Below are 13734 nucleotides of genomic sequence, written 5' to 3' on the forward strand. Positions count from 1 at the left end.
TCATGCCCTCGTCGGCGCGGCTCACCGTCATCTGCGCCCTTCACCGTCGCTACGGGTCCGCCGGAGCGTGAAGGTGTCCACGGGCTCGATACGGCCGTAGAGCCCGGTGACCGCGTAGTAGGTCACCGACATGGTGGTGGGGCCGCCCGGCCTGGTGCCGGGGTCGACGGTGAACGCGGCGAAGCCGTACGGGTTCACCCGGTCGCGCACCGCCGACCACGGGGCCGTCTCCGTCACATAGACCGGCGTCCTCCGGCCGTTCGCACCGGCGTCGCCGACCCCGGTGATGACATTGCACCGCGGGGTGTCGAACAGGACGTCCATCGACGGGATCGAGGTACCACCGCCACCGATGACCATGTGCACCGTTCCCTCGCCGGTGTCCACCAGATCGGTACGGGTGGCGGCGGGGGTCGGCGTCATCGTGTCGTTGGGCTCCCGGCCGCGGATCGGGTGGGAGCGCTCATAGTGGTGTTCATGGCCGCAGACGACCAGGTCGACGCCGTACTCGTCGAAGAGCGGCAGCCACTCCTGCCGGATGCCGAGGTCGGCGCCGTTGCCCGGGTGGTCGGCCGTGGAGACGACCACCTGGTGCATGACGACCACAATCCAGTCGATGGCCCGGTCGGTCCGGGCCCGGGTGAGCTCGGCCTCCAGCCAGCGCCGCTGCGCCCCGCCGGAGTAGCCCCGTACATAGGTGTTTCCGGCGTCCTGAAGGGCCACGTCGTCATTGGCCAGGCTCACGACGCGCACCGAGCCGACGGTGAAGGCGTACCACAGCCCCTGGGTCTCGTCGTCGCCGCCGTTGCCGGGCAGTGAGAAGTACGCCTGGTAGGCGGCGAACCCGAGCGGCCCGTTGCCCAGCTCGTTCTCGTGGTTGCCGACCGCGGGCATCCATGGCCGGAACCGCGAGGACCGGCTGGTCATGTCGAACCAGTCGGCCCAGGTGCGCAGCCGGTCCTCGGACAGATTGGCGTAGCACAGATCGCCGTTGATGAGATGGAACAGGGGCGCGACCCGCTCGACTGCGGTGGTCACGTCGTTGGCGTACGGCGAGCCGAGGTTGTCGTTGAGATAGCTGAGCTTCTCGGTGATCTTCGGCGGCCTGGGACCGTTCAGCTTGCCCACCGTGGGCGTGCCCTGGTCGCCGAAGCTGGTGAAGGTGAACGGCGCCCGGCCATCCGGTCCGGTGCGGAACGACCCCGCCTCCGGCGTCGCCCCGTCGTGGACGGCGGCGTAGACGTAGTCGGTGCCGGGGCGCAGCCGGCTCAGCCGGGCGTGGTGGACGTACATGCTCTGCCGGGACTTGGCGTCGCGGTAGAAGGTGGTCCGCGCGGTGACCTCGGTGCCCATGCCATGGGCCGGGGTGCCGAGCATGACGCGCGGCCGTCTCACCGGGACCGGTGTCTGCCAGGACACCACGACCTCCCGGGCGGCGTCGGCCCCGAACTGCAGATGCGGCCCGCTCACCGGTGGCATCCCGGCCCCCTCCGGCCGGGTCCACAGCACCGGCGAGGCCGCCACCGCCTCCTGCTGGGGCAGATACGTGCCCGCACCGGCCGCCGCGGCGCCCGCCACGCCCAGCAGCCCCCGGCGGCTCACCCGGGACGTGGTGGACGTGGTGGCCGCCGTTGCCGGTCCGGTGGCCGACGCCGCCGATGTGGTGGCCGTGTTCTTCGGTGTCGTCGTCATGAGGGCGAAGCTCCCACGCACCCGCCGTCGCCGGACACCGTGGCGCCGTGAACAGCGCGGTACGGCGGGCTACCGGCGGACGACCGGACGGCGAACCCCGACAACCATCTCGGTGGACAGTGGCGGATGTGCGTTGCCAGGGGCGGTGGCGGCGCCGCACGCTGGTGTCCGTGAGCGATCGGGACGAGGAGCTGCGCGGGCTGGACGCGGTGCTGCAGGAGCTGCGCCACGCCCGCCACGGGCTGTACGGACCGCTGGTGCGGGAGCGCTTCCTGGGCGGGCTGCCGGCCGGCGTCACCCCGACCGGCTACCGGGTGCTGCGCTTCGTCGAGGCCAGCTCCCCACCGCCGCCCACCGTGTCCGACATCGCCGCCCTGCTGCTGTCCGACCGGGCCCGCGCCGTGCGCGTCGTGGACCGGCTGGCGGCGGCGGGGCTGGTGACCCGGGTGCGGGACACCGTGGACCGGCGGATCCGGAGGGTGGCGCTGACCGGCACCGGGCGCCGCCATGTCGCCCTGGCGGCCGCCCGGCGGACCCGGCTGCTGGGCGAGGCCATCGCGGACTGGCCGGACGAGGATCTCGCCCGGCTGACGGACTACCTGGAGCGGCTCAACGCCTCCGTGGCCCGCCATCTGCCGGTGTCCGGCGCGTCCGGGGCGTCCGGCGTGCCCGAGGTGTCCGGCGATCGGTGACGCGGGGCCGGGGCGCCACCGGCCCCGTGTCACCGCCGCGGGTGCGCCGCGCCGTGAGAGGGGCCGTCGGCTACGCCTTGGACGCCCGGAAGTTCCGGAACAGCAGATAGGTGTCGAGGATGTCCGACGAGGCGCTTTCGACCGAGCGGTAGATGCCCCACTTGGGCCGCTGGTAGTCGTCCTGGTCGGGCATCTTCACATTGGACATGCTGCCCTGGACCGCCACCGGGGCGCCGGACCCGGTGCCGTTGCGCACCACGCAGGCCGCCTTGCCCTTCGAGCCGATGGTGAACGTCCACTCGATGGTGATCCACTTGTTGCGCAGCGGCGCGAGGTTCGTCGAGGCGATGTCCGGTGAGCCGGAGTTGGCGTACGCACGGGCCCGCAGCAGCTCCGTGCTGCCGCTGCGGCCCAGGTCCAGGGTGATGTACGGACCGCCGTTGTCCACCGGGGTCTTGGTCTGGAAGATATGGGTGAACTTGCTGGTGCCGTGCAGCGAGGTGGGCATGAACATCTCGTAGCCGAGGCTCCACGTCTCACCGTCGCGCATCTTCAGGGCGGAGCCGTCCTGCACCATGCCCTTGGACTCGGTGCGCTGGCGGTCGCCGCCCCCGGTGGTGTCCCGGTCGTCCTTCCAGATGTTGAAGCGGTAGTGGTCACCGCCCTCGACGAGCACGTACTTCCGGTCGGGGTGAGCGCCGCCGCGGTCGGCCTCGATGCCCTCGAACGCCTTGAGCCCGTCGCTGGACGGGTCAGGATGCCAGAGCAACTGCGCGGCCGCGGCGCGCGAGGCGGCGGAGGCCGGGGTGGCGCCCGAGGTCAGCTGCCCGAGGGCGATCGGTGTTCCGACGGCTGCCGCGGCCATCGAACCGAGGACGCGGCGGCGGCTCAACGGGTGGGGAGGGGGGAGTTCTGCCATGGTCGTTGACTTCCTTCCTGATCCGGTAAAGGAGCGGCGTGCTCATGGCGCACCACGCAGGTTGGACCGGACCAAATGGACCGTCAAGGCTCACGGGGGGTTCTTTACCCGAGAATTGGTTCAGGTAGCTGAACAAAATCTGCCGCTTTCTGGTGCATATGGCGGCATCTCCGTCCCTGATTTTGAGCGTTTGTTCGTTCTTGTGAACTCGTAGACAGTGTCTACGCACTTCTGGTAGACAGTGTCCATGGCTGAGCGTGAGCAGGACACAGGTCTCCGGTCCCGGTTGGTGGACGTCGGAGTGGAGCTGGTGGACGAGGAGGGCGTCGGGGCCCTTTCGCTGCGGGAGATCGCCCGCCGGGCCGGGGTGTCCCACGGGGCCCCGCGGCGGTACTTCCCGACACACCTGTCCCTGCTGTCCGCCATCGCGCGACGCGGCTTCGAGAGCCTGGCCGCCCAGGCCGGTGAGGCGATCGCCGCCCATGAGGGCGATCCACGTGCGCAGTTGACGGCGCTGGCGCGGAGCTGGCTCGACTTCGCGCTGACCAACCGCGGCATGTTCGAGCTGATGTTCCGTCACGATCTGCTACGGAGCGACCACTTGGGCCTGCGGGAGACGAGTCTGCCGCTCTTCGCCACCCTCGTCGACCTGGTGGCCGGGGTGCGGCCGGACTCCGGCGCGGAGCCACGGATCGTCGCGGGTGCGCTGTGGGCGAATCTGCACGGCATCGCCCAACTGTGGGGCTGGGGCAGCCTTCAGCTCGCGGTGGGAGGCGACGATCCCGAGCCGCTGCTGCGGGCCGCGCTCGACGCACACCTCGGCCCGGAGGCCCGATGAGCTCCCCGCGCGGACGGCGCCTCACCCTCGTCGCGAGCGTCACCGGAGCCGTGATCGTCGCCCTGGACGGCACCGTGCTGACCGTCGCCCAGCCCCGGCTGCAACGGGACCTCCATGCCACGTTCGCCCAGGTGCAGTGGACCAGTACGGGATATCTGATCGCCGTGGCGAGTCTGCTGGTCTTCGCGGGCCGCCTCGGCGACCGCTACGGCCACCGACGCGTCTTCGCCCTCGGAATGCTGGGCTTCGGCGCCGCCTCGGCGGGCATCGGGCTCGCGGGCGGCATCGGCTGGGTGATCGGACTGCGGGTCGCCCAGGGGGTTTTCGGGGCGCTGCTGCAACCCGCCACCCTCGGGATGCTGCGGGCCGCGTATCCGCCCGAACGGCTCGGCCGGCCCGTCGCGGTGCGGACCGGTGCCATCGGGCTGGCGGCCGTGGCCGGTCCGCTGGTCGGCGGGGCGCTGACCACCCATCTGGGGTGGCGGGCGGTGTTCTTCGTCAATGTCGCGCCCGCCCTCGCCATGGGTCTGGCGGCACTCGCCGTCCGGGCCCCTTCGGCACTCGCCGTCCGCCCTCCGGCTGCGCCCCGTGAGACCGCCCGGCCGCGGCTCGATCTGCCCGGTGCGGGCCTGCTCGCGGTGGCGCTCGCCGGGCTGGTGCACACGCTCGTCGGCATCCCGGAAACCGGCTGGACCGTGGCGACCGCGCTCGGGCTCGGGTGCGCCGTGTCGGCCGGGGGCGTCTTCGTACGGCATGAGCGCCGGACGGCGGATCCGCTGGTGCCGCCGGGCGTGCTGCGGTCGGGCACCGCGGGCCCGGCGCTCGGTGTGCTGGTGGCCGCGTCGGCAGCACTATTCGGGGCGCTGTTCCTCGGCACGTACTACCTCCAGGACGTGCTCGCGCTGGATCCGTTCGACAGCGGGCTGCGGGCGTTGCCGCTCGCGGTGATGATGGTGCTGGGCGCGCCGGTGGCGGCGCTGTTGACGCGCCGTCAGGGGCCTCGCCGGACGGCGGTGGCGGGGATGGTTCTGGTGGCGGCCGGTGTGCTGCTGATGTCCCGTCTCGGCCGGGGCTCGGGCGCGGAGGTGACCGGTGGCTGCTTCCTCCTGCTGGGCGCGGGTTTCGCCACCGTGATGGTCACCGCGACCACCGTCGTCGTGCGCGACGCGTCCGTGGACACCGCCGGGGTGGCGGGCGGGCTCCAGCAGACCGCCATGAACATCGGGCCCGCGCTGGGGGTCGCCGCCGCGACCACGCTGATGAGCGTGGCCGGGCGGGGGGACACCGCCGGACGGCCGCCTGGCGACGGGCCGCGCTGGGCGGCCGATGTCTTCCTCTCGGCGATGGGACCGGCGCTGACGGTCCTCGCGGCCGTGGCCGCGGCCGGTGTGCTGCCGGCCACCAGGCTGCCCGGCCGTGCGGCGGCGCGGCGGCCCGGGGATCAGCCGGTGGAAGAGCTCCCGGACGGGCCCCCGAGGTCCGAGATCGCGTCGAGCGCCTGACCCCACCGCGGGTGCGTCGCCACCTTCTTCAGATGCATGCCCATGACCCGTTCGCCGAGCGTGGGGTCCATGTCGTCCGACAGCTGGAACGCCGAGAGCTTCGCGATATGGGGGAGGATCTCGTCGTCGCCCGCGATGTGCACCGGGTCGTGCAGATACCGGTCCAGTGCCTCCAGATCGGCCACCGCCGCGCAGTAGGCGTGGGTGAAGCCCTCGGCGGAGTCGCCGAGGAACTGGCCGGCGGTGGAGAACGAGACCGCCTCCACCGCGCCCGTCCGGCGCATCGCCGCCAGAACCTTGGCCTTCTCCTTCTCCGTCGTGCCGTCCTTGAAACTGAACCGCAACACATTGACCAGCATGGGTGGTTCCCTTCGTGGTTGAACTGGTTGGTTCAAATTAGTGGCCGAATCAGTCAATGAACAAGAGGGTTGGGATTCTTGAACCAATGAGTTCAGTTCGAGGTGTCGTGGGATACGATGCGCGGATGACGGCAGTGACAGCCTCGTCCGGGCGAAAGGTTCCGCGAGGGCGTATCGACAAGCGGCAGGCGATTCTCGACGCCGCGTTCACGGTCTTCGCGCGCCGGGGGTACGGACAGGCGTGTGTCCAGGAGATCGCGAATGAGGCGGGGGTCGCCAAGCCCACGGTGTACAACCACCTCACCGACAAGGAGACCTTGTTCCGCCATGCCATCGAGGCCGCTGCCGACGCCGTGATGGCGGAGAACCTCGCCGTCGTCGAGCGGCTGCGCGAGCCCGGCGACGATCTGCGCGCCGCCCTGGAGGACATGGCGTACCGGATGCTCCAGGTGTGCTGCGGTGAGCGTTCCCGTGCCCTGCGGCGGCTCACCTACGCCCAGGCGGCCGACTTCCCCGATCTGATCGAGACCGTCCAGGGGCGTACGGCCGTCCGGCTCGGTGAGGCGCTGGCCGACCGGCTGGCCCGGCTGTCACTGTCCGGGCGGCTGCGGCCGGGTGATCCGGCGCAGGCCGCTGAGCAGTTGCTCGCGCTGCTCACCGGTCCCATGGAGGTGAGGTCCCGGCTGGGCACCCGCAAGGTCTCCACGGCCGAGGCGCGCACGGTCGCCCGGTCCGCGGTGGACACCTTTCTGCGGGCGTACGAAACCGCCGCCACCGGCCACCCCTGACCCGAGGGCCGGGGGACCGGTGGCGGCGGTGTGTGGCAGGTGTTCTCGGCTCAAACGAGGGCGACCAGCAGATCGCCGCCCTCCACCTGCTGAATCGCGTTGATGGCGATGCGCGACACGGTCCCGCTCCTCGGGGCCGCGATGGTGGCCTCCATCTTCATCGCCTCGATCGTGCCGATGGTGGCACCGGCCTCCACCTGGTCGCCCTCGGCCACCGCCAGCGTCACCACACCCGCGAAGGGCGCCGCCACATGGCCGGGGTCGCTCCGGTCGGCCTTCTCGGTGGCCGGCACATCGGAGGCCACCGAGGTGTCCCGCACCTGGACCGGGCGCAACTGCCCGTTCAGCGAGGCCATCACCGTACGCATACCGCGCTCGTCGGCGTCGCCGATGGCCTCCAGCTCGATCAGCAGCCGGACACCGGGCTCGAGGTCCACCGTGTACTCGTGCCGCGGGCGCAGCCCGTAGAAGAAGTCCTTGCTGTCCAGCACGCTGGTGTCGCCGTGGGCCTGCCGATGCGCCTCGAACTCCTTGGTCGGACCGGGGAACAGCAGCCGGTTCAGCGTGGCCCGCGGATCCTTCTCCAGCTGCTCCCGGTCCTCCGTGGAGAGCTCCGCGGCCGCCGGCTTGGCGGCGGCACGGCCCTCCAGCGCCTTGCCGCGGAACGGCTCGGGCCAGCCGCCCGGCGGATTGCCCAGCTCGCCGCGGAGGAACCCGATGACCGAGTCCGGGATGTCGTACCGGCCGGGCTGCGCCTCGAAGTCCTCCGGCGACACCCCCGCCCCCACCAGGTGCAGCGCGAGATCGCCGACCACCTTCGACGACGGGGTGACCTTCACCAGATGGCCCAGGATCCGGTCCGCCGCGGTGTACATCGCCTCGATGTCCTCGAAGCGGTCGCCGAGGCCCAGCGCGATGGCCTGGGTGCGCAGATTGGACAGCTGGCCGCCGGGGATCTCGTGGTGGTACACCCGTCCGGTCGGCGAGGCGAGGCCCGCCTCGAACGGTGCGTAGATCTTGCGCACGGCCTCCCAGTACGGCTCCAGTCCGCCGATCGCCTCGAGGTCGAGCCCGGTCGGCCGGTCGGAGTGGTCGGTGGCGGCCACGATCGCCGACAGCGACGGCTGCGAGGTGGTGCCCGCCATGGAGGCCACCGCGCCGTCCACCGCGTCCGCACCGGCCTGGACCGCCGCGAGATAGGTGGCGAGCTGACCGCCCGCGGTGTCATGGGTGTGGATGTGCACCGGCAGGTCGAACTCCCGGCGCAGCGCGGAGACCAGCTTCGCCGCGGCCGGGGCGCGCAGCAGCCCCGCCATGTCCTTGATGGCCAGCACATGCGCGCCCGCGTCCACGATCTGCTCGGCGAGCCGCAGATAGTAGTCGAGGGTGTAGAGCCGCTCCGAGGGATCGGACAGATCGGAGGTGTAGCAGAGCGCCACCTCGGCGATCGCGGAGTTCGTCTCCCGTACCGCGTCGATCGCGGGCCGCATCTGCCCGATGTCGTTCAGCGCGTCGAAGATCCGGAAGATATCGATCCCGGTGGCCGTGGCCTCCCGTACGAAGGAGGTGGTCACCTCCGTCGGGTACGGCGTGTAGCCCACGGTGTTGCGGCCGCGCAGCAGCATCTGCAGACAGATGTTGGGCACCGCCTCGCGCAGCTTGGCCAGCCGCTCCCAGGGGTCCTCGGCGAGGAAGCGCAGCGCCACGTCGTAGGTGGCCCCGCCCCAGCACTCCAGCGACAGCAGCTGCGGCACGGTCCGCGCCACCACCGGGGCCACGGCCAGCAGGTCCTTGCTGCGGACCCGGGTGGCCAGCAGCGACTGGTGGGCGTCCCGGAAGGTGGTGTCGGTGACACCGATGGTGGGCGACTCGCGCAGCCGGCGCGCGAAGCCCTCCGGACCCAGCTCGGTGAGCTGCTGCTTGGAGCCGGCGGGCGGCTCGCTGTCCGGCACCGGGGGCAGCTTGGTGGTCGCGTCGATCAGATGGGGCCGCTCGCCATGGGGCTTGTTCACCGTGATGTCGGCGAGATAGGTGAGCAGCTTGGTGCCGCGGTCGGCGGAGTGGCGCGCCGTCAGCAGATGCGGCCGCTGCTCGATGAACGACGTGGTGACGTGCCCGGCCCGGAAGTCCGGATCGTCCAGCACCGCCTGGAGGAAGGGGATGTTGGTGGACACCCCGCGGATGCGGAACTCGGCCACCGCGCGCCGGGCGCGGCCGACCGCGGTGGCGAAGTCCCGCCCCCGGCAGCTCAGCTTGACCAGCATCGAGTCGAAGTGGGCGCTGATCTCCGCACCGGCGTGGGTGGTGCCACCGTCCAGCCGGATGCCCGAGCCGCCCGGGGAGCGGTACGCGCTGATCATCCCGGTGTCCGGGCGGAAGCCGTTGGCCGGGTCCTCGGTGGTGATCCGGCACTGCAGCGCCGCGCCCCGCAGATACACGGTGTCCTGGGCGAGGCCGAGGTCGGACAGCGTCTGACCGGCGGCGATCCGCAGCTGCGACTGGACGAGATCCACATCGGTGATCTCCTCGGTCACCGTGTGCTCGACCTGGATCCGCGGATTCATCTCGATGAACACATGGCGGCCGTCGCGGTCCAGCAGGAACTCCACCGTACCGGCGTTGCGATAGCCGATCTCCCGGGCGAACTTCACCGCGTCCTCGCAGATCCGGGCCCGCAGCTCCGGATCGAGGTTGGGCGCGGGGGCCAGCTCGATCACCTTCTGGTGGCGCCGCTGCACCGAACAGTCGCGCTCGAAGAGATGGATGACATCGCCCTGCCCGTCGGCGAGGATCTGCACCTCGATATGGCGGGGCTCCACCACCGCCTTCTCCAGGAAGACCGTGGAATCACCGAAAGCGGACTCGGCCTCCCGCGCCGCCGCCTCGATGGACTCGCGCAGCGTCTCCCGGCTCTCGACCCTGCGCATCCCGCGCCCGCCGCCACCGGCGACGGCCTTGACGAACACCGGGAAGCCGAGCTCGTCCGCGGCCCGGACCAGCTCGTCCACATCGGCCGACGGCTCGGAGGAGCCGAGCACCGGCACCCCGGCCGCACGGGCCGCGGCCACCGCGCGCGCCTTGTTCCCGGTGAGCTCCAGGATCTGCGCGCTGGGACCCACGAACGTGATCCCCGCCTCCTCGCAGGCACGCGCGAGATCGGGATTCTCGGACAGGAAGCCGTATCCGGGGTACACCGCGTCCGCGCCCGCCTGGCGCGCCGCGTTGACGATCTCCTCCACGGAGAGATAGGCCCGCACCGGATGGCCCGGCTCGCCGATCTCGTACGCCTCATCGGCCTTCAGCCGGTGCAGTGAGTTGCGGTCCTCGTGCGGGAACACGGCGACGGTTCTCGCGCCCAGCTCATAGCCGGCGCGGAAGGCGCGAATGGCGATCTCACCACGATTGGCGACCAGCACCTTGCGGAACATGCCCGATCCCTTCTACCTGCCCGTTACCAACACACACGCTTGTCGGCGAACCCTACTGCCGCCCGCCACCTGGGACGCCCGGGGTGTGATCGAGTTCTCGTGGATGGCGGGCGGCACGGCATCCGGCCCTCTCGTCCATGGTCCCCGGGGATACACAGAGTGGCCCTGCGACCGCACCGGGTGGTGCTATACATGGACCCGGAACGCCGCTTCAACGCTGGGATCGGTGGGGGATGGAGCCAGGAGCCATCGGCGTCGGGGCGCGCGCGGCCGCGGCGGCGGCCGGTCCGCTGATCCGCAGACTGTTCGCCCAGCCGGCCCCGGGCGCCGAGCTGGTCCACCAGCCGGTGCGCATCTCCGGCCTGGTCGCCTGGCGGGGCGAGAAGCGGACCCTGACCGAGGACGACGTCCGCAAACTGGTCGGGGAGCTGGTCGAGCGCGCGGCCACCGCCAACCCCAATGAGCCCGCCGTCCCCGAGGGCGAGCGTCAGGCCGTCACCGACGCGCTGACGACGACCCTGCTGGCCCTGGGCCATATCGGCATGGCCGACGTCCAGGCCGTACGCCTGGGGTACCGCACCCTCGCCCACACTCTCAAGAAGCGGGTCCCGCAGGCCACCCGCCAGCTCAGCTCGGACGGCACCCACCTCTACAACAGCCTGCTGGACCTCAGCTGTCTGCAGATCCTCCACTTCTTCAGCCAGCGCTCCACCTTCATCGCCCGCACCCTGGCCGAGGCCACCCAACAGCTCCAGGAGCAGTCCCGGCAGCTCGGCATCCTGCTGGAGCGGGTCCCGCAGCCGGTGCGGGACGCCGGTTTCGAGCACCGCTACAGCGAGCACATCGTCGACAAGCACGGCATGCTCCGGATCCTCGGCCTCAGACTGCGCCACCAGGAAGGCGACAGCTGGCCCCTGGACGCCGCCTATCTGAGCCTGGAGGCCACCGCCCCCGAGGGCCCCACCCCCGAGGGCCCCGCGCCCGAAGGCCTCGGCGCCTACCACCACCCCCGGCCCACCTCGGTGGCCCCGCGCCGGGTGGAGATGCTGCTCCAGGGGCAGCGCCGGGTGCTGCTGCGCGGCCACGCCGGATCGGGGAAGACCACCCTGTTGCAGTGGCTCGCCACCACCACGGCCCGCCGCGCCTTCCCGGCCGAGCTCGACGAGTACAACGACTGCGTCCCCTTCGTCCTGCAGCTGCGCACGCTCACCCGGCGCGAGGCGCTGCCCAGCCCCGCCGGCTTCCTCTCCGCGGTGGGCAGCGTCCTCGCCGACGCCCAGCCGGACGGCTGGGCGGTCCGCATCCTGGAGTCCGGGCGCGCCCTGCTGCTGATCGACGGGGTGGACGAGGTGACCCAGCACCACCGGGAGCGCACCCGGGAGTGGCTGCGCGAACTGCTCGCGGCCTACCCCGACGTGCGCTGCCTGGTGACCGTGCGCCCCTCCGCCGTCCAGGACGGCTGGCTGCGCCGCGAGGGGTTCGCCGAACTGTGCCTGCTGCCCATGGGACGCGACGACATCGCCGCGTTCATCAGGCACTGGCACCGCGCGGCACGCGCCGAGTCCGCCGGTGAGCAGGAGCGCGCCCGGCTCGAAGCGCTGCGGACGGCGCTCACCGAGACCGTGGCCGTCAACCAGAGCATCGCCCGGCTCGCCGAGAACCCCCTGATGTGCGCGCTGATCTGCGCCCTGCACCGGGACGAGCAGGCACGGCTGCCACGGGACCGCAAGGGGCTCTACGAATCGGCGCTCGAGCTGCTGCTCGTCCGGCGGGACGCCCACCGCAGCATCGACGCCCCCGAGGGCATCCACCTGTCCAAGGAGGCCCAGCTGCGGCTGCTCTCCCGCATCGCCGCCTGGTTCACGCTGCAGAAGCAGTCGGAGGCCGAGCAGGAGGATGTGGTCGAGGGCGTCCTCGCCGAGACGCTGCCCTCCATCCGGGAGGCCCAGGAGCAGGGCGGACCACAGGAGATCTTCCGCTATCTGCTGCTGCGCAGCGGACTGCTGCACGCCCCGACCGAGGACTCGGTCGCCTTCATCCACCGCACCTTCCAGGACTACCTGGGCGCCAAGGCGCTCCAGGAGACCCGCTACTTCAACACGATGGTGCGCAACGCGCACGACAACCAGTGGGAGGACGTCATCCGCATGGCGGTCGCCCACGGGGACCGCAAACAGTGCGGTCAGCTGCTGCGCAAGCTCATCAAACGCGGTGACGACGTGCGCAGGCACCGCCACCGCCTCCATCTGCTTGCGGCCGCCTGCCTGGAGCACGCCACCGAACTGGACCCCGAGGTCCGGCGGGATGTGGAGGAGCGGATGGCCTCGCTCATTCCGCCGCGCACCATCGAGGACGGACACACTCTGGCGGCCGCCGGATCCGTGGTGCTGGATCTGCTGCCCAAGGAGCCGGACGGGCTGGGGGACGCGGAAGTGGCGGCCGTGGTGGCCACGGTCTGCCGGATCGGCGGCGAACCGGCCCTGGGCCGCCTCAAGCGGTTCCGCCACCACCCCTCGCCCGCGGTCCACGGGCAGTTCATCGAGGCGTGGGACACCTTCGACTGCGGGCCGTTCGCCCAGGAGATCCTGTCCCACCTGCCGGAGAACTCCCTGTTCACGGCGAGCTCCCGCGATCAGCTCCATGAGCTGCGCCGGATGGGCGGCCGGGCCACCACCCAGTGCACCGGTCCGATCAGGACCGTGGACTTCGCCACCGAGCTGGTGCCGGACGTCCTCAAACGCCTCAGCGTCTTCAACAACCCGCTCCTGGACGACCTGGCCTTTCTGCACACCCTCCCGAGACTCACGGAGCTGATGATCGGCCACTGCCCGGAGGTCAGAGGCGTCGAGCGGCTCGCCGGCCTTCCCATCGCCCTCCTGGCGCTGTACGCGACCACCGTGCTCGATGGCATGGAGGCCCTCGGCTCGCTGACCGCCCTGGAGACGCTGGCACTCGATCTTCCACTGCCGTGCGGCGCGCTCGGCGGTCTGCCCGTGGACGCGCCGCTCACCGCGCTCTACATCGGCCCGGCCACGTATGCCACCTCCGGGATGCGGGGCATCGGGCGATGGCCGACCCTGCGGCACATCTCGCTCTTCGACTCGGTACGGCTCTCGGCGGCCGACCGCTCCGAGATCCTCTCCCTGCCGCAGGTGGAGTCCCTCAGCCTCACCGGGGAGAGCGTCGCCCGGATGCGCGAGGCCGTGCCGATGCCGGGCATCTCCCATCTCTCCCTCGCGGGCGCCGTGGAGGCCGGGGACCTTAACCCCCTGCGGGACGCGTTTCCGGGGCTGCGGCGGCTGTTCCTGTCCTGGCGCCCGGGTCAGGGGCCGGTGGTGGACCTGACGCCGCTGAGCGGGATGCGGGAGCTGATCGTGCAGGTGAGCAATGCCGACCACGTCAAGGGCGTGGGCCGTTTCCCCGACGGCCGCGCCCTGGTGGTCCCGGCGCCGGCGCGCTGAGCCGGGCGCCCACCGGCGACCGGCTCAGCCACGCTCGTACGGGACCGGGGCGCCC

The 13734-nt window shown here is 71.5% G+C and carries 10 protein-coding genes; 6 read left to right on the top strand and 4 right to left on the bottom strand.

Features of this window, described 5'->3' with window-relative positions; genetic code table 11:
• Positions 1–27: 27 nt before the first annotated feature.
• On the bottom strand, positions 28–1692 hold the full coding sequence (locus J2Z30_RS25455; RefSeq protein ID WP_078957147.1) for a purple acid phosphatase family protein: 1665 nt from the start codon (positions 1690–1692) through the stop codon (positions 28–30).
• A gap of 170 nt (positions 1693–1862) precedes the next feature.
• Here J2Z30_RS25455 and J2Z30_RS25460 point away from each other — a divergent pair, with 170 nt between their 5' ends.
• On the top strand, positions 1863–2384 hold the full coding sequence (locus J2Z30_RS25460) for a MarR family winged helix-turn-helix transcriptional regulator (protein WP_209468833.1): 522 nt from the start codon (positions 1863–1865) through the stop codon (positions 2382–2384).
• 70 nt (positions 2385–2454) lie between these two features.
• Here the strand turns inward: J2Z30_RS25460 and J2Z30_RS25465 are convergent, their stop codons facing one another.
• Positions 2455–3303 carry a hypothetical protein gene (locus J2Z30_RS25465; RefSeq protein WP_044580059.1) on the bottom strand — a complete coding sequence of 283 codons (849 nt, stop codon included), beginning with the start codon at positions 3301–3303 and terminating at the stop codon, positions 2455–2457.
• On the opposite strand from J2Z30_RS25465, the gene J2Z30_RS25470 reads away from it, so the two are divergent.
• Genes J2Z30_RS25470 through J2Z30_RS25480 form a run of 3 tightly spaced genes read left to right on the top strand, consistent with a single transcriptional unit; the run spans position 3302 to position 5643 of the window.
• Positions 3302–3517 (top strand): hypothetical protein, encoded by a 216-nt coding sequence (locus J2Z30_RS25470; protein ID WP_209468834.1) that lies wholly within the window; start codon positions 3302–3304, stop codon positions 3515–3517. The two genes, J2Z30_RS25465 and J2Z30_RS25470, sit on opposite strands and share 2 nt — an antisense overlap.
• Positions 3518–3550: 33 nt before the next feature.
• Positions 3551–4141, top strand: coding sequence for a TetR/AcrR family transcriptional regulator (locus J2Z30_RS25475; RefSeq protein WP_044580060.1), 591 nt, complete (start codon positions 3551–3553; stop codon positions 4139–4141).
• Positions 4138–5643: an MFS transporter gene (locus J2Z30_RS25480; protein WP_044580061.1), complete on the top strand. Its 1506-nt coding sequence runs from the start codon at positions 4138–4140 to the stop codon at positions 5641–5643. The genes J2Z30_RS25475 and J2Z30_RS25480 overlap by 4 nt, the downstream gene beginning before the upstream one ends.
• On the opposite strand, the gene J2Z30_RS25485 is transcribed toward J2Z30_RS25480, so the two are convergent.
• Positions 5583–6002: a Dabb family protein gene (locus J2Z30_RS25485; protein WP_044580062.1), complete on the bottom strand. Its 420-nt coding sequence runs from the start codon at positions 6000–6002 to the stop codon at positions 5583–5585. The two genes, J2Z30_RS25480 and J2Z30_RS25485, sit on opposite strands and share 61 nt — an antisense overlap.
• A 125-nt stretch (positions 6003–6127) precedes the next feature.
• Between J2Z30_RS25485 and J2Z30_RS25490 the strand changes: the two genes are divergently transcribed.
• Positions 6128–6790, top strand: a complete 663-nt coding sequence (locus tag J2Z30_RS25490; protein ID WP_044580063.1) for a TetR/AcrR family transcriptional regulator — start codon at positions 6128–6130, stop codon at positions 6788–6790.
• A 50-nt stretch (positions 6791–6840) separates the two neighbouring features.
• Here the strand turns inward: J2Z30_RS25490 and J2Z30_RS25495 are convergent, their stop codons facing one another.
• Positions 6841–10218, bottom strand: a complete 3378-nt coding sequence (locus J2Z30_RS25495) for a pyruvate carboxylase (RefSeq protein ID WP_044580064.1) — start codon at positions 10216–10218, stop codon at positions 6841–6843.
• A gap of 233 nt (positions 10219–10451) precedes the next feature.
• On the opposite strand from J2Z30_RS25495, the gene J2Z30_RS25500 reads away from it, so the two are divergent.
• On the top strand, positions 10452–13679 hold the full coding sequence (locus tag J2Z30_RS25500; protein WP_052701832.1) for an NACHT domain-containing protein: 3228 nt from the start codon (positions 10452–10454) through the stop codon (positions 13677–13679).
• Positions 13680–13734: the final 55 nt, after the last annotated feature.

The sequence above is a fragment of the Streptomyces iranensis genome (assembly GCF_017874715.1).
Lineage (GTDB): Bacteria > Actinomycetota > Actinomycetes > Streptomycetales > Streptomycetaceae > Streptomyces > Streptomyces iranensis.